This window comes from Dactylosporangium sp. NPDC051484, from assembly GCF_040689395.1.
In the GTDB taxonomy this organism is placed as follows: Bacteria; Actinomycetota; Actinomycetes; order Mycobacteriales; family Micromonosporaceae; genus Dactylosporangium.
Map to the genome: position 1 here is coordinate 13,085 of NZ_JBFAZX010000025.1, position 15,448 is coordinate 28,532.

Consider the following 15,448-nt stretch of genomic DNA (forward strand, 5'->3'; position numbering starts at 1 on the left):
CGCCGGGTCGCACGCCTCAGCCGGCCGGGCCGGCCGCCAGCGTCACCGTTGCCGTGCCTGACTGACCGGCTTGGTCCACCCAGGCGATCGTGACCCGGTCGCCCGGGTGGTAGGTGTCGAGCACGGACGTGAGCTCGCGGGCGGAGCCGACGGGCCGGCCGTCCACCGACCGGATCACGTCGCCCGCGCTGAGGCCGGCGCGCTCGGCGGGACTGCCGGCGATCACCCCGGTCACCGCGGCCCCGGCGGCCCGGCCTTCCGCGTCGGCGGCGGCGACGCCGAGCAGGGCGGTCGGGCCGAGGTGGACCGTCGGCGACGCCTTGCCCGCCTGGATCTGCTGGGCGATGCCGACCGCCGTGTTGCTCGGGATCGCGAACCCGGTGCCGCCCGCGGCCTGGCCCTGTTCCTCGATGGACGCGGCGGTGTTGATGCCGATGAGCCGGCCGGACCGGTCGACCAATGGGCCGCCGGAGTCCCCGGACCGGATGTCCGCGGCCACCTGGATCAGGCCGGTGAGCTGCTGCGCGCCGCCGTCCGGCTCCTGGGCGGTGATCGACTGCTCCAGCGCCGTGACCGAACCGGTCACCGCGGTCGGCGTCCCGCCGACGCCGCCGGCATTGCCTACGGCGATGATCGGGTCACCGACCCTGACCGACGAGGAGTCGGCCACCGCGAGCCGGGGCAGCCCGGTCGCGCCGGCCAGCTGGATCACGGCGATGTCGTGGGAGCGGTCGTAGCCGACGACGCTGGCGTGGAACGTCCGGCCGTTGGCGACCGCCCTGGCGGTGATCGAGGTGGCGCCCGCGACGACGTGGTTGTTGGTCAGCACCAGGCCGGTGCCGGTGAGCACGACGCCGGTGCCGGCCGCGCGGGCGTTGCGCAGGCCCAGCGTGCTGTTGATGTCGACGACGCTGCGGTTCACGGACGAGATGATCGCCGCGGGGTCGGGCGCCTCGGTCGGCGTCGGTGCCGCCTCGCTCGGCGGGTCGCTCGGCACATCGCCGAACAGGGCCGGCGGGGCCGCGTTCTCCTGCGCGGCGACCGACGGCCGGGGGCCAGGTGGCTGCGACCGCACGCCCGTCGACAGCCCGGCGACGCCGACCAGTGCGGCGAGCACCACCAGCAGGACCGCCAGCAGGGTGCTGCCGACGATCCGGCGCCGCGGCCCGTACCGGTCCATACCGCCGACGGAGGCGACCCCCGTGCCCTGTGCATGATGCGGAGCTGACATCCGGGCTACCACCGCCGATCCGCCGTTGCCCTGCCTACCCACCAGTACGGACCCAACTCGGGGAAAGGTGCGGCGTTTCCCGGAAATTCGCTCCGGCTCGGCCCGTCCCGCGCGGCCTTCACCCGCGGCGAGGGGCCCGCCCCCCGCCGGTGACCGGGTCCACCGGCGAATTCGGCACTCTCGTCCTACCATTGCGAATGGTCGCCCACGCGCACAAATCGGTATAGGCACGATGTGACGTGTGCGCGGAGGTGTCGGATGCAGACAGACGGGATGCGGTCACGCATCACTCGGCTGTACGTCGACGGGCGCACGGTCATTCGCAAGGAGCCGCTGGGACCGGACGCGCAGCGACGGGTGCAGCACGAGTCGGCGATCCTGGAGCGACTGCGTGGCGTCGCGGGGGTCGCGCAACTGGTGGAGGTGCCGGCAGACCCCGAGTCGATCACGATCGAGGACGTCGGCGACACCAGCCTGGCCGCCGTGGCGAAGCCGCTGGACGCCGGCGATCTGATCGAGCTCGCCGTGCGGCTGGCCCGGGCCGTGGCGGGGATGCACCACCGCGGCGTGATGCACCGGGACATCACCCCGGCGAACATCGTGATCTCCCGGGACGGCTCCCCCTGCCTGGTGGACTTCACCCTGGCGACGTCGTTCGCCGAGATCCGGCCGCCGTTCACGCACCACACCGAGATCGTCGGCACCCTGGCGTACCTGGCGCCGGAGCAGACCGGGCGCACCGGCCGCTCGGTGGATCAGCGAGCCGACCTGTACGCGCTCGGTGCGACGCTGTACGAGCTGGCGACCGGCGCACCGCCGTTCGGTTCCGGCGACCCGTTGCGGCTCACGCACGACCATCTGGCGCGCGTGGCGGTGCCGCCGGCGCGGGTGAACCCGGCCGTGCCCGGCCCGCTGTCCGAGATCATCATGCATCTGCTGGAGAAGGAGCCGGACGACCGGTACCAGACCGCGGACGGCGTGCTCCACGACCTCGAGCTGCTGCGCGACGCGGAGCCGCGCACGGCAGCCGAGCTGCGGGTCGGCGCGTACGACGTCCCGCTGCGGTTGCTGCCGCCGTCGCGGCTGGTCGGGCGCGACGGCGAGGTGGCGGCGCTACGGGCGGCGTTCCGCGACGCGCTGGCGGGCCGGTGTCGCGGGGTCCTCGTCAGCGGGGCGGCGGGCGTGGGCAAGACGGCGCTGGTCGACGAGCTGCGGCCGGTGGTGACGGGCCGGGACGGCTGGTTCGTGGTGGGCAAGTTCGACCAGTACCGGCGGGACCTGGAGTTCGACGCGGTGCAGCAGGCGTTTCGCGCGCTGGGCCGGCTGTTGCTGGCCGAGCCGGAGGATGCGCTGGCCGAGGTACGCGAGCGGATCCTGACGGCGGTCGGCCCGAACGCGGGGCTGCTGAGCGCGGTGCTGCCGGAGTTCGCGGCGCTGCTCGGGGTGCCGCCCGATGCCGGGGATCCGCTGACCGCGAAGGTGCGGGTGCAGGGCGCGGTAGTGCAGGTGCTGCGCGCGGTGGCCTCGCCGCAACGGCCGATCGTGGCGTTCGTCGACGACCTGCAGTGGGCGGGGCGCACGACACTCGGCGTCGCCGACGAGGTGCTGAGCGAGGAGCCGATCGCAGGCCTGCTGCTCGTGGGCGCCTACCGCGCCGCCGACGTAGACGCGGCGCACCCGATGGCGACGCCGCTGTCGCGGTGGCGGGAGCAGCCCGGGGTGCGGCAGCTGCGGCTGGACAACCTGGCCGGCCCCGATCTCGTCAGCATGGTCGCCGAGATGCTGCACGTGGACCCGCCCCGGGCGGCGGGCCTGGCCGGGACGATCGGCTCGCACACCCGCGGAAACCCGCACGAGACGGTGGAGCTGCTCAACGCCCTGCGCCGCGACGGCGTGATCAGCTTGGCGGCGGACGGGTGGCACTGGGACGAGACCGAGGTGCGCCGCCGCCTGCGCCGGTCCGAGGTCACGGGCATGCTGCAGGCGCGGCTCGAGGCCATGCCGGTGCGCTCCCGCCAGGTGGTGGAGGCGATGGCGTGTCTCGGCGGGCGGGCCGAGCTCTCCCTGCTGCAGGCCGCGACCGGCGCGACGGTGGACACGGCGGAGCAGTGGCTCGTTCCCGCGCTCGACGAGGGCCTGCTCGTGGTGGAGCCCGGGGTGAACGAGGCGGTGCGCTTCCGGCACGACCAGACCCGCGAGGTGGTCCTGCGCGCGATGGACCCGCAACGCCGGCGCGCCCTGCGGTTGTCCGTCGCGCGGCGGCTGGCCGACGAGCCGGAGCTGTTCGCGGTCGCGGCGGAGCAGTACCTGCCGGTGATCGACGCGGTCGACGACCCGGCGGAGCGGCGCCGGGTCGTGGGCCTGCTGCGGCGCGCCGCCGGCCAGGCCACGCTGACCGGCGACCACGCGCTGGTGGAGGCGTTGCTGACGGCCGCGCTGCGGCTGATCGGCCCGGACGAGACGGCCACGCTCGTCGAGGTGCACACCGCACGCCACGCCGCGCTGTACGGCCTGGGGCACCTCGATGAGGCGGACGAGGAGTACCAGACGATCGAGCGACTCTGCGACGGCGTCCTGGAGCGGGCGGACGCGACCGGCGTGCAGGTGAGCAGCCTCACCCACCGGTGCCGCTTCGCCGAGGCGAGCAGGCTGGGCGTCGAGTCGCTGCGTGAGCTCGGCGTCGCCGTCCCCGCCGCGGACCGGCTCGTTGACGATCTCGGCCGCCAGTACGCGTATCTGCGGTGGTGGCTGGATCACCCCGAGACCGACGATCCGGCCCGGCCGGAGATCGCCGATCCCGCGCTCCTCGCCGCGGCGCACATGCTCAGCGCGGTCATCGCGGCGGCGTACTTCGCCGGTGACTACCCGACGCACTGCTGGCTCGGCCTGGAGTCGCTGCGGATCTGGGTCGAGCACGGCCCATACCCCACGCTGATCGGGCCGGCCAGCATCGGCTGCACCGCCGCGGTGCTGCGCGGGGACTTCTCGACGGGATACCGCGCGGGCCGGCGGATCGTGGCGCAGGGCGAGGTCCTCGGCTACGAGCCCGGCACCTCGCAGGCGCGCGCCATGCTGGCCGCGCACAGCCATTGGTTCGAGCCGGCCGAGGACGGCGTCCGGGCCTGCCAGCGCGCCCGGGAGGGACTGATCGCCGGCGGCGACCTGGCCAACGCCGGCTATACCTACTACCAGACCGCGTCCGGCCTGGTGGACTGCGGGCCGACGCTCGACGGCCTCGTCGCCGAGCTCGACGCCGGGCGGGCGTTCGTCCGGCGTACCGGCAACGAGCAGACCGATCAGGTGCTCGACAGATACCGGTGGCTGGTCCGTGTGCTGCGCGGCGAGGGCCCCGGCACCGTGGGCGACGCGTATCCCGCCGACACGCCCACGCCGCTGCCGGCGCATCTCACCCGCGGGGTCGCTGCCGCCATCCTCGACGATCCGGCCGGCCTGGTCCGCCACAGCACGGCGGCGATGTCGGTGCTGACCGGCCTGGGCCCGTACCCGTCCGACGCGGCCTACCTCCTGCGCGGGCTCGCCCTGGCCGGGCAGGCCCGTGCCGCCCACGACGGCGGGCGCGACGGCCTGCTGTCCGAACTCGACGACGTGATGGGATGGCTGGCCGCCCGCGCCGCCGACGCGCCGATGAACTTCCTGCACCTGCTGCGGCTACTCGAGGCCGAGCGGGCGTGGGCGGCCGGCGACTTCCGCGCCGCGGCCCTCGCCTTCGACGCCGCCCTGGAGGCGGTCGCCCGGCACCAGCGTCCATGGCACCGGGCCCTGATCACCGAGCGCGCGGCCCGTTTCCATCTCACCAACGGCCTCGAGCACGCCGGCCACGGCCTCATGGCCCAGGCACGGCAGGAGTACCTCACCTGGGGCGCCACCGCGAAGGTCGAACAGCTCGACTGGGCCTACCCGGCGCTGCGACCGCGATCCGAGCCGACCGCGGTGCCGGAACCCGCCCCGCCCGGCGACGCCCTGTACCAGCGCGCCGCCGTCACGACCGGAACGCTGGACCTGCTCGGCATCCTGTCCGCGTCGCAGGCGTTGAGCTCGGAGACCGGCATCGAACGGCTGCACTCGCGCGTGGCGCACGTGCTCAGCGCGATGACCGGCGCCACCGACGTGTACCTGTTGCTGCGCGGCGACGACCGGCAGGAGTGGCTGCGGCCCTTGCCCGGCGGCGACGGCATCGTCCCGGTCACCGGCGCCGGCGATGAGCCCGCCGCGCCGATGTCGGTGGTGCGCTATGCCCAGCGGACGCGCGAGCCGCTGATCGTGGGCGACGCCACGCGCGACGACCGCTTCGCCCGCGACCCGTACTTCGCCGGCGTCACGTGCTGCTCGCTGCTGGCTGTGCCGATCCTCAGCCGCGACACGCTCCAGGCGATTCTGATACTGGAGAACCGCCTCATCCGCGGCGCCTTCACCACCGCGCGACTCGAGGCCGTCCGGCTCATCGCCGGCCAGCTCGCCGTCTCGCTCGACAATGTCCAGCTGTACGCCGAGTTCCGCCGGATCGCCGACGAGCAGACGGCATTGCGGCGGGTGGCGACGCTCGTCGCCCGCGGGACGGGGCCCGAGGTCGTGTTCGCCGCGGTGGCCGACGAGGTCGGCGCGCTCTTCGACGCCGACGTCACGGCGATCGTCCGGTTCGAGCCGGACGGCGAGGTGACCGTCCTGGGATGCCACGGGCTCGAGAACGTCCAGCCGGGCGCACGCGGCAGGCCGGACCCCCGCTGGGCCATGCACGAGGTCCGGGCCACGGGCCGCGCGGCCCGCCGTGACCTGCAAGACCCCGCGGCGGCGGCCTCCTTCGCGACCGGTCCGGTGCAGCTGCGCTCCGGGGTCGCCAGCCCGATCCTGGTCGAGGGCCGGGTCTGGGGCAGCATGGGCGCCGGATCGCGGCGCCGGCGCCTGCCCGCGGAGACCGAGCAACGGCTGGCCGACTTCACCGAGCTCCTCGCGAGCGCCATCGCCAACACCGAGAGCCGGACCGAGCTCACCAACTCGCGGGCGCGGATCGTCGCCGCCGCCGACAACTCCCGCCGGCGCATCGAGCGGGACCTGCACGACGGCGCCCAGCAGCGGCTGGTCTCGCTGGCGCTGCAGGTGCGCACGGCTCAGGCCGCGCTGCCGCCGGAGCTCGACGGGATCGGCGCCCAGCTCGACCGCGCCGCCACCGAGGCAACCCAGGCGCTGGACGAACTGCGCGAGATCTCACGCGGCATCCACCCGGCGATCCTGACCGACGGCGGCCTCGGCCCGGCGCTGCGTACCCTGGCCCGCCGCTCGCCGGTCCCGGTTGAGCTCGACATTCGCACGAAGGAGCGGCCGCCCGAGCAGTACGAGGTCAGCACCTACTACGTCGTCGCCGAGGCGCTGACCAACGCGGCCAAGCACGCGCAGGCCTCGGCCGTCACGGTCACCGTCGAGACCGACGCCTCCAATGCCACGGATGCCACCGACGCCGTCCTGCGCGTCACGGTCCGCGACGACGGCGTCGGCGGCGCCGACTTCGCCCGGGGCACGGGCCTGCTCGGCCTCAAGGACCGGGTGGAGGCGCTCGGCGGGCGGATCCGGCTGGACAGCCCCCGAGGGGTGGGCACCTGCCTGCTCGTGGAGTTCCCGCTCGCCGCCGCCTAGCGGCGGTACCTCGCACGGACCGGCCGTTCGGACGCTGACGGTCTCGAACGGCCGGAACCGGCAGTGCGCTCAGATGCCGATGTTGCGCCCGTCGGCGCGCCACGCCACCGCGATGCCGGGCTTGGCGAAGTCGCCGTCGGGCCAGTTCGAGGCCGGGTTCTCGACCGACGCGCCACTGATCTCGCCCGGGTGCTGGACGGCGACGAATGCGCTCTTGTTGTCGCCGTGGATCCACGGGCCGCAGGTCTCGGCGCCGTACGGAACGGTCAGGAACTGCTTGAGGTGGCCCTTCTCCGGGCCCTCCAGCGGCACCGCGAACAGGCCGTCATTGGTGCCCAGCGCGTTGCCGTCAGTCGCGATCCACAGGTTGCCGGCGCCGTCGAACGCGACGTTGTCCGGGCAGGAGATCGGCGAGACCTTGGACTTATCGAAGCCCATGAAGTACGTCGCCGGATCCTTGGGGTCGCCGCAGACGATCGGGATCGTCCAGGTGAACGTGGTCGCCGTGTGGTCGCCCTGGTCCTCGGTGATCTCGAGGATGTGGCCGTGCTTGTTGTTGGTGCGCGGGTTCGCCTCGTCGGCGGGCGCCTTGCCGGCTGGGCCGCGCGCCGTGTTGTTCGTCAGCGCGACGTAGATCTTGCCGGTCTTCGGGTTGGGCTCGACGTCCTCGGGGCGGTCCATCTTCGTGGCGCCGACCGCGTCGCCGGCGAGCCTGGTGAAGACCAGCACCTCCTCGGTGGTCATGCCCGGCACCTGCGACTTGCCGTCCTTGACCAGCGGCACCCAGGTGCCCGTGCCGTTGAACGCGCCGTCGGCGGGAAGCTTGCCGCTGCCGTCGATCTCGGCGGCCGAGGTGAAGCCGAGCTTCGCCACATACAGCGTGCCGGACTCGAGCAGGGTCAGGTTGTGCCGGCGAGCGGCGGACGACTTGCCGGCGTCGAACTTCTTGTCGGACACGAACTTGTACAGGTAGTCGAACCGCTCGTCGTCGCCCGTGTACGCGACGGCCTTGCCGTTCTTGGCGATGACGACGTTGGCGCCCTCGTGCTTGAACCGGCCGAGGGCCGTGTGCTTACGCGGCGTCGAGCCCGGGGTGAACGGGTCGATCTCGACGATCCAGCCGAACCGGTTGGCCTCGTTGGGGTGCTTCGACAGGTCGAAGCGCTCGTCGGCGCGGTCCCACTTGCGGCTGCCCGACGGGTAGCGGTTGACGGTGTCGATCCCGTAGCGGTTGAACCGGTCCTTGTCGGCGCCGGTCGACTTCTCGGCACCGACGAAGTACTGGTTGAAGTTCTCCTCGCCGGACAGGATCGTGCCCCACGGCGTGACCCCGCCGGCGCAGTTGTTCAGCGTGCCGATGACGTCGCGGCCGCTCGGGTCGGCCTTGGTCTTCAGCATGGCGCTGCCGGCGGCCGGGCCGTCGACCGTGAAGTGCGTGGCGAGCGCCGTGACCCGGCGGTTGTACTGCCGCCGGCCCTTCGACACCGGCACCCACCGGCCGGTCCTGCCGACCCGTTCGAGCTCGACGACCGACATGCCGTGGGCGGCCATCGCGACCCGCAGCTGCTCCACCGACAACCCGTCGATGCCGGAGAAGCCGGGGAACATGAGGTCCTCGTTGGTGTACTCGTGGTTGCACACGAGCAGCGCCCGCTCTCCGTGGCGGTCCAGCGGCAGCACGGCGACGAAGTCGTTGTTGTAGCCGAACTGCTTCGCCTGCGCCTCGGCGCTCTGCCTGGCCACGTTGAACCGCGGCGCGCCGGGCACGACCTCGTCGCCCCACTTGATGACGACGGCGTGCTCGTAGCCGTTGGGCACCACGATGCCGTCGACCTGGTTGGGGGTGACGGCCTTGAAGCTCAGCTGCGACGGCTGCGGTGACTTCGCCGCGAACGTGTCGACCTCCGGCAGCTGCACGTCGGGTTCGCCGGCCTTCGCCGCGGGGGCGGCGAACGCGGGCACCCCACCGGCGGCGACGCCGGCGCCGGCGAGGCCGATGACGAGCGCGCCGCGCATGATGCCGCGGCGGCTGACGCTGGTGACCAGGTCGCCGAAGTACTCGTTGTCCGACCGGTTCGGCACGGGGTGGTCGCAGGCGTTGCCACAGCGGTAGAGGCAGGTCATGCGGTCACGGCCGCCGTGGGTCGCGTGCGCCGAGCCGATGAACGGCAGCGGGCGACGGGTTGGCTCCTGCATACGTGCTCCTCGTGATACGGGAAGTCGTGTTCAGCTGGGGATTTCCCCGGCACCGTAGGAGCCGGCCATGAACACCGCATGGCCTCGAGGTTGAACCGTAACGTTTTACTGTTCGCATTTTGGGGCAGCAGGGCTGTGACCAGCCGCGCCTCACGCGGTGTTTCGGTAGGCCTCGTGGAACAGGGCGTCGATCCGGGCCCGTTCGGGCAGCGCCACGGACGCGCCGGGTCGCTGCGCGCAGGCCGCACCGGCGGCGCACGCCCAGCGCAGCGCGTCCTCGGATGACGCCGTGCCGCGCTCGACCCAGGCGACCGCCAGCGCCCCGGTGAAGGCGTCACCGGCGGCGGTGGTGTCCACCGCATCGATCACCGGCGCCGGCACCCGCAGCCGCAGTCCACACCGGTCGCCGTAGGCGGCGCCCCGGGTTCCCAGGGTCAGCACGACCGTCGGCACGAGCGCGAGCAACGCGTCAACGAGCGCGGCGGTGCCGGTGTGGGCCGGCAGGCCGGCCACCACGGCCGCCTCGTGCTCGTTGACCACCAGCATGTCGACCAGGTCAAGCAGGTGCCTGGGCAGCGGCGCGGCCGGGGCGGCGTTGAGCACCACGGTCGTGCCGCCGTCCCTGGCACAGCCGGCGGCCTCAGCGACCACCGGGAGTGGTACCTCCAGTTGCAGCAGCAGCACGTCCGCCGCGCCGATCGCCGCACGGTCGGCGGCGGTGAGACCGGCAAGGGTGGCGTTGGCACCGGGTGAGACGACGATGCAGTTCTCCGCCGCGGCGTCGACGGTGATCAGCGCGACCCCGGACGGGCCGTCGGCGGTCCGCAGCCCGCGCACGTCGACGCCGGCGGCGACCAGGTTGTCCCGCAGCATGCGGCCGAAGTCGTCGGAACCGACCGCGCCGACGAACGCGCACGCGGCACCGGCCCGCGCGGCGGCGACGGCCTGGTTGGCGCCCTTGCCGCCCGGCACCGTGCGGAACTCCCCGCCGAGCACCGTCTCACCGGGGGACGGCAGTCTCGGCGTGGCGACCACCAGGTCCAGGTTGACGCTCCCCACCACCACGATCCCGACCGTCACGCACCGGCCCCTTTCGCGAGGGTGAATGTCCGCCGGGGCGCCGAAGAACCCGGGCAGCGTGCCAGCACCACTCACGCCGTGCCCAGTGTCCTCAAGCGAAGGCGGCGTGCGCGTGCGGCCGATAGCGTCTCACGAATCCGGCGTGCCCGGCAGGCTGTCGGCGAGCTGTGGTCGAGGCCGGCTGAGGCTGGCGGCCGCGGTCCGCAATCGGTACGTTAGGCAAATCACTCCGGCCAGAACCGTCCCTCACCGCTGGACGGCCGCCCGTCACACTCAACGGGCGGGATCGTCATGGGACTGTCACACTTTCGTGGCATATCGGTCATATCGATTCGGCAGCGTAGCCCTGCGGTGCACGTCGGCGGGCGCCCTGCCTGGAGTCCACCCGTGTGCCTTTTGCTGCGTGACCCCCTGAACGAAGGAGCACTGATCCGTGGACGTCGAACGCACCGCGCTGCCCGGAATCGGCCTGCGGCACGAGTTCGTCACCGTGAAGGGTCAGCACGCGGCGGTGGTGTCGCACGTGTCGGGCCGCCGGGACATCGTGATCTACAGCATCGACGACCCGGACACGGTGGTGGCGACGCTGTCGCTGAGCATCGACGAGGCCAACGGCCTGGCGGAACTGCTGGGCACCGCCCGGATCGTCGAGCGACTGGCCGACCTGCAGCGGCAGGTGACCGGGCTGAAGACGGTACAGGTGCCGATCACCGCCGGGTCGCCCTACGACGGGCGGTCACTGGGCGCCACCCAGGCGCGCAGCCGCACCGGCGCGTCGATCGTGGCGGTGATCAGGGCCGGACAGATCCTGGCCAGCCCGCGTCCGGACTTCATATTCATACCCGGGGACCTGGTCGTGGTGGTCGGCACCGCTGAGGGTACCGCCGCCGTCGTCTCGATCCTCGATAACGGCTGAGCGCATGCACGGTGCCACTGCGTTGATCGAGATCGGTGCGGTCATCCTCAGCCTGGGGCTGCTCGGGGCGATCTCCGCCCGCTTCGGAATCTCGCCGATCCCGCTGTACCTGCTGGCCGGGCTCGCGTTCGGCAAGGGCGGCATCCTGCCACTGGCCACGAGCGAGGAATTCACCGCGACCGGCGCCGAGATCGGCGTGATCCTGCTGCTGTTCACGCTGGGCCTGGAGTACACCGCCCCCGAACTGGTCGGCACGCTGCGGCACAACGCCATCGCGGGTGTGGTCGACCTGGTGCTCAACGCCGCGCCGGGCGTGGCCACGGCCCTGATACTCGGCTGGGGGCCGGTCGCGGCGGTCGCGCTCGGCGGCGTGACCTACGTGACCTCGTCCGGCATCACCGCGAAGGTGCTCGCCGACCTGCAGTGGCTCGGTAACCGCGAGGTCCCGGTCGTGCTGTCGCTGCTGGTGTTCGAGGACCTCACCATGGCGGTCTACCTGCCGATCCTCACCGCCCTGCTGGCCGGTGTGGGCCTGGTCGCCGGCCTCACCACGCTGGCCATCGCGGCCGCGACGATCACCGTGATCCTCGTCATCGCGCTGCGGTTCGGCCGCTACGTCGAGATGTTCGTCGCCTCGCCGAACGAAGAGGTCCTGCTGCTCAAGGCCCTGGGGCTCACGGTGCTGGTCGCCGGCGTCGCCCAGCTGCTGCAGGTCTCCGCCGCGGTCGGCGCCTTCCTGGTCGGCATCGCACTGTCCGGGCCGCTGGCCCACACGGCCCGGGAACTGCTCAGCCCGCTGCGCGACCTGTTCGCCGCCGTGTTCTTCGTCTTCTTCGGCCTGCAAACCGACCCCGCCGCCCTGCCCCCGATGCTGGGCGTGGCGATGCTGCTCGCCTTCGTCGGCATCATGACGAAGATCGCGACCGGCTGGTGGGCGGCCCGCCGGGCCGGCGTCAGCTCCCTCGGGCGCGCCCGGGCCGGCATCGCGCTGACCCCGCGCGGCGAGTTCAACATCGTCATCGCCGGGCTGGCGGTGGCCGCCGGCCTCAACGACAAGATCGGCCCGCTCGCCGCCGCCTACGTGCTGGTGCTCGCGGTGATGGGCCCGATCCTGGCCCGATCGCTGGAGCCACTCAACCGATGGCGCAACCGGCGCCGCGGCACCACCCCGGCGGCCGACGCCACGCGGCCTGTCGCCCCCGGTCCCGATCCCGATCCCGACGAACTGCGCATGCCCGTGTGATGCCTTCGCCAACTCACCCCCAGAGGTACGCCATGGACACCGAGACCGTGCCGCGCGACGACACCACGCGGCCCGGCGAGCAGCCGGCGCCGCTGGACGTGACGATCGTGCTGCCGTGCTTCAACGAGGCCGCGCACGTCCGGGCCGAGCTGGACCGGATCTGCGCGGCGATGGACCTGGCCGGCTATCGGTACGAGGTGCTCGCGATCGACGACGCGTCCACCGACGCCACGCTGGACGTGCTGCACCGGGCCCAGCTGTCGCTGCCGCAGGTCCAGGTGGTCGCGCTGGAACGCAACGGCGGCGCCGGCACCGTGCGGCGGCTCGGCTCGCGGATGGCCCGCGGCGAGATCGTGGTGTGGACCGACGCGGACATGACGTACCCGAACGAGCGCATCCCGGAGCTGGTGCAGCGGCTACGCGACGACCCGGGCATCGACCAGGTGGTCGGTGCCCGCACGTCGGAGCAGGGCAGCCACCGGCTGCTGCGAATCCCGGCGAAGTGGACGATCCGCAAGATCGCCGAGTGGCTCGTCGGCCAGCGCATCCCGGACCTCAACTCGGGCCTGCGCGCGTTCCGGCGCGGCGTCGCGGCCCCCTACCTGCGGCTGCTGCCGCCCGGCTTCTCCTGCGTCACCACGATCACCCTGGCCTTCCTGTCCAACCAGCACGCCATCGCCTACGTACCGATCGACTACGCCAAGCGGGCCGGCCGGTCGAAGTTCCGGTTCGTCAGCGACGCCTACCGGTACCTGCTGCAGGTGCTGCGGATGGTGATGTACTTCAACCCGCTCAAGGCGCTGATGCCCCTGGCGCTGCTGCTGCTCGGGGCTGGCGTGGGAAAGAGCGTGTTCGACGTGGTGGCGCACCCGGTGCGGCTGGCCAACAACACGGTGATGCTGTTCCTGACCGGGCTGATCATCGCCTCGATGGCACTGCTCGCCGATCTCATCGTGCGCTCCCGCCCCGACCGGTGAGGCGGCCGGGCCTGATCCGGGTCGGTCAGTGCGTGAGCCTCATCGAGCCGGACCGGGCGAAGGGTCCGGAGCGAGCCGGGCCAGGGCGATGAGGCCCGGCCCGGTGTTCGGCGCGGCCCGCTGCGTCCACCGGAACGGCGCGGTGCCCCACCGGTGCAGGAGTCCGCGCAGCGGCGCGGAGGGCTGCAACAGCCGGCCCGAGGCCGCACTGCGCTGCGGCGCGGTCGCGCCGGCGACGGAGCGCAGCCGCCGGCGCGCCAGCCGGTTGCGGGCGGCCTCGAGCAGATACCCCAGCGGCATGCCGTAGTGGCGCAGGCGCACGTCGGTCAGGCCGGCGCCGGTCAGCAGCGCGTGCAGCGCCGCCGGGTCGTAGCGGCGGAAGTGCCCGACGAGCTCGTCGGCGGGACCGTAGCGATGCTGGTAGGCGGGCACCGACAGCAGCAGCCAGCCGCCGGGGCGCAGCCGGGCGGCCCAGGCGGCCAGCGCGGCGGCGTCGTCGTCGAGGTGCTCGAGCACCTCGAACGCGCAGACGACGTCGAAGCGGGCCGCGGGCAGCTGTTCCAGGCGGATGTTGGCGACCTTGGCGGTCCCGCCCGCGCCGGCGAGGCGCAGGCGCCGCTCGGCCACGGCGAACGACGCCGGGTCGGGTTCGATCCCGACGTAGTCGTAGCGCTGGGCGAGCCGGGCGCCGAAGCCGCCCTGGCCGCAGCCGATCTCCAGCACGTCACGTACGCCGGTGGGAAACAGCCGCGACACGACGTCGAAGCGCAGCCACGCGTTGAGCGACAACGGGGCCAGCCGGTCCAGCCCCTTCGCCCAGTCTGGCTCGATGGGGCTTCGCGGTGATCGACCCGGACCAGGCACGCCCGGCCCGGCCGCGCTCGGCTCGCCGGTCACCGCCGCTCCGCCCGGTCCGGCTCGGCGAGGCTTCGGCCTGATCGGCCCGGACCAGGCTCCCCCGGCCGTCCCGCCACGCCGGCCGCCGCAGCCGCGGCACCGGCGCCGCGACGGCTCTGCGCGAGTCGCCGCCACAGCGGCAGCGCGGCCCGGGCCGCGGTGAAGTCGCGCTCGGCCAGCTCCCGGGCGGCGCCGCGCAGGCGGTCCAGCTCCGCGCGGTCGGCGGCGAGGCGGTCCAGCGCCGCCGCGAGGGCGGCAGGGTCTCCGGGCGGCACGAACAGCGCGGCGTCGCCGAGCGCCCGCCGCTGCGGCGCGGTGTCGGCGGTGACGATCGCGCAGCCGGCCGCGGCGCCCTGGAAGACCTTGTTGGGCACGACCCGCCGGGCCTTCGCGCCGTCGCCGAAGATGCCCAGGCACACGTCGTGGCCGGCGACGAGCGCCGGCAGCTCGGCGGCGTCGGCCCACGGCACCCACCGCACCGGCACGTCACCGGCGGCGCGCCGGGTCGCGTCCTCGTCCTGGCCGTGGCCGATCATCGTGAAGCGCACCGGCCGGTCGGCGAGCAGCCGCGCGGCCGCGCCGATCGCCGGCGCGCCCTGCAGGGGCGTGTAGAGGCCGAAGAACACCACCGTCAGCGGGCCCGGCGGCGCGGGCGGCGTGCCCGCTCCCGCGTCGAACCACGCGTCGGGCGCGCCGACCGGGCACACCACCGCCCGCTCCCGCACGTGCCGCGGCAGGGTGTCGCGCTGCTCGTCGGTGTCGACGACGACCACGTCGGCGCGGGCGAGCGCGGCGCGGTCGATGGCGCCCAGCAGCCGGTGCCGCAGCCGGCCGCCGAGGCGCCGGTCGGCCGCGATGTCCGCGGCGCCGGCCATGTGGTCCAGCACGACCGGGGTACGGCCGAACAGCAGGCGGGCCAGGTGTACGTCGAACAGGCCCAGGTAGCCCACGACGACCGCGTCCACCGGGGTCCCGCCGCGCCGCGGGCGCACGGCACGGGCGGCCCGGGCGAGGCTCCACCAGCGCCGGGCGATGCGCGCCACCAGCGGCACCGCCCGCCACGGCCGGCGTACGGCCGCCACGCGTGCGGCGGTGCCGATGCCCAGCGGTGCGTTGCACTCCAGCACCGTGGCGCCCTGCGCCCGCAACCCCTGCGCCAGCACCAGCACCCGGGGGTGCGTGGCGGTGTCGTAGGTGCCGAAGAACACGACGCGCATACCGCCCACCGTATCCGTCCCTCCACGCTGGTCGACTTCGCG

The 15,448-nt window shown here is 73.5% G+C and carries 9 protein-coding genes; 4 read left to right on the forward strand and 5 right to left on the reverse strand.

Annotation, left to right across the window (positions count from 1 at the left end):
- Nucleotides 1-16: 16 nt before the first annotated feature.
- On the reverse strand, nucleotides 17-1,231 hold the full coding sequence (locus AB0367_RS29800) for a trypsin-like peptidase domain-containing protein (RefSeq protein WP_366229782.1): 1,215 nt from the start codon (nucleotides 1,229-1,231) through the stop codon (nucleotides 17-19).
- A gap of 258 nt (nucleotides 1,232-1,489) precedes the next feature.
- Here AB0367_RS29800 and AB0367_RS29805 point away from each other — a divergent pair, with 258 nt between their 5' ends.
- On the forward strand, nucleotides 1,490-6,880 hold the full coding sequence (locus AB0367_RS29805) for an AAA family ATPase (RefSeq protein WP_366229783.1): 5,391 nt from the start codon (nucleotides 1,490-1,492) through the stop codon (nucleotides 6,878-6,880).
- Nucleotides 6,881-6,949: 69 nt separating this feature from the next.
- On the opposite strand, the gene AB0367_RS29810 is transcribed toward AB0367_RS29805, so the two are convergent.
- Together AB0367_RS29810 and AB0367_RS29815 are read right to left on the reverse strand one after the other, a co-directional pair.
- The gene (locus AB0367_RS29810) at nucleotides 6,950-9,076 is read right to left on the reverse strand and encodes a PhoX family phosphatase (RefSeq protein ID WP_366229784.1); all 2,127 of its coding nucleotides are present in this window, start codon (nucleotides 9,074-9,076) and stop codon (nucleotides 6,950-6,952) included.
- 150 nt (nucleotides 9,077-9,226) lie between these two features.
- The gene (locus tag AB0367_RS29815; protein ID WP_366229785.1) at nucleotides 9,227-10,156 is read right to left on the reverse strand and encodes a ribokinase; all 930 of its coding nucleotides are present in this window, start codon (nucleotides 10,154-10,156) and stop codon (nucleotides 9,227-9,229) included.
- 433 nt (nucleotides 10,157-10,589) lie between these two features.
- Here AB0367_RS29815 and AB0367_RS29820 point away from each other — a divergent pair, with 433 nt between their 5' ends.
- From AB0367_RS29820 to AB0367_RS29830, 3 genes are read left to right on the forward strand one after another with little or no spacing between them, the layout of a single operon-like run.
- Entirely contained in the window at nucleotides 10,590-11,072 is a 483-nt protein-coding gene (locus AB0367_RS29820) for a TrkA C-terminal domain-containing protein (RefSeq protein WP_366229786.1), read from the forward strand.
- A 4-nt stretch (nucleotides 11,073-11,076) separates the two neighbouring features.
- Entirely contained in the window at nucleotides 11,077-12,315 is a 1,239-nt protein-coding gene (locus AB0367_RS29825) for a cation:proton antiporter (RefSeq protein ID WP_366229787.1), read from the forward strand.
- Between the two features lie 32 nt (nucleotides 12,316-12,347).
- Nucleotides 12,348-13,292, forward strand: a complete 945-nt coding sequence (locus tag AB0367_RS29830) for a glycosyltransferase family 2 protein (protein WP_366229788.1) — start codon at nucleotides 12,348-12,350, stop codon at nucleotides 13,290-13,292.
- A gap of 39 nt (nucleotides 13,293-13,331) precedes the next feature.
- On the opposite strand, the gene AB0367_RS29835 is transcribed toward AB0367_RS29830, so the two are convergent.
- Both AB0367_RS29835 and AB0367_RS29840 read right to left on the reverse strand, forming a co-directional pair.
- Nucleotides 13,332-14,189: a class I SAM-dependent methyltransferase gene (locus tag AB0367_RS29835; protein WP_366229789.1), complete on the reverse strand. Its 858-nt coding sequence runs from the start codon at nucleotides 14,187-14,189 to the stop codon at nucleotides 13,332-13,334.
- Nucleotides 14,186-15,406 (reverse strand): glycosyltransferase, encoded by a 1,221-nt coding sequence (locus AB0367_RS29840; RefSeq protein ID WP_366229790.1) that lies wholly within the window; start codon nucleotides 15,404-15,406, stop codon nucleotides 14,186-14,188. Before AB0367_RS29840 ends, AB0367_RS29835 begins: the two co-directional genes overlap by 4 nt.
- Nucleotides 15,407-15,448 lie beyond the last annotated feature (42 nt).

Excerpts from the sequence above, each read along its gene's own strand:
- AB0367_RS29825 (WP_366229787.1), top strand. The coding sequence starts at position 11,077 with ATGCACGGTGCCACTGCGTTGATCGAGATCGGTGCGGTCATCCTCAGC.
- AB0367_RS29800 (WP_366229782.1), bottom strand. The coding sequence starts at position 1,231 with ATGTCAGCTCCGCATCATGCACAGGGCACGGGGGTCGCCTCCGTCGGC.
- AB0367_RS29805 (WP_366229783.1), top strand. The coding sequence starts at position 1,490 with ATGCAGACAGACGGGATGCGGTCACGCATCACTCGGCTGTACGTCGAC.
- AB0367_RS29830 (WP_366229788.1), top strand. The coding sequence starts at position 12,348 with ATGGACACCGAGACCGTGCCGCGCGACGACACCACGCGGCCCGGCGAG.
- AB0367_RS29840 (WP_366229790.1), bottom strand. The coding sequence starts at position 15,406 with ATGCGCGTCGTGTTCTTCGGCACCTACGACACCGCCACGCACCCCCGG.
- AB0367_RS29810 (WP_366229784.1), bottom strand. The coding sequence starts at position 9,076 with ATGCAGGAGCCAACCCGTCGCCCGCTGCCGTTCATCGGCTCGGCGCAC.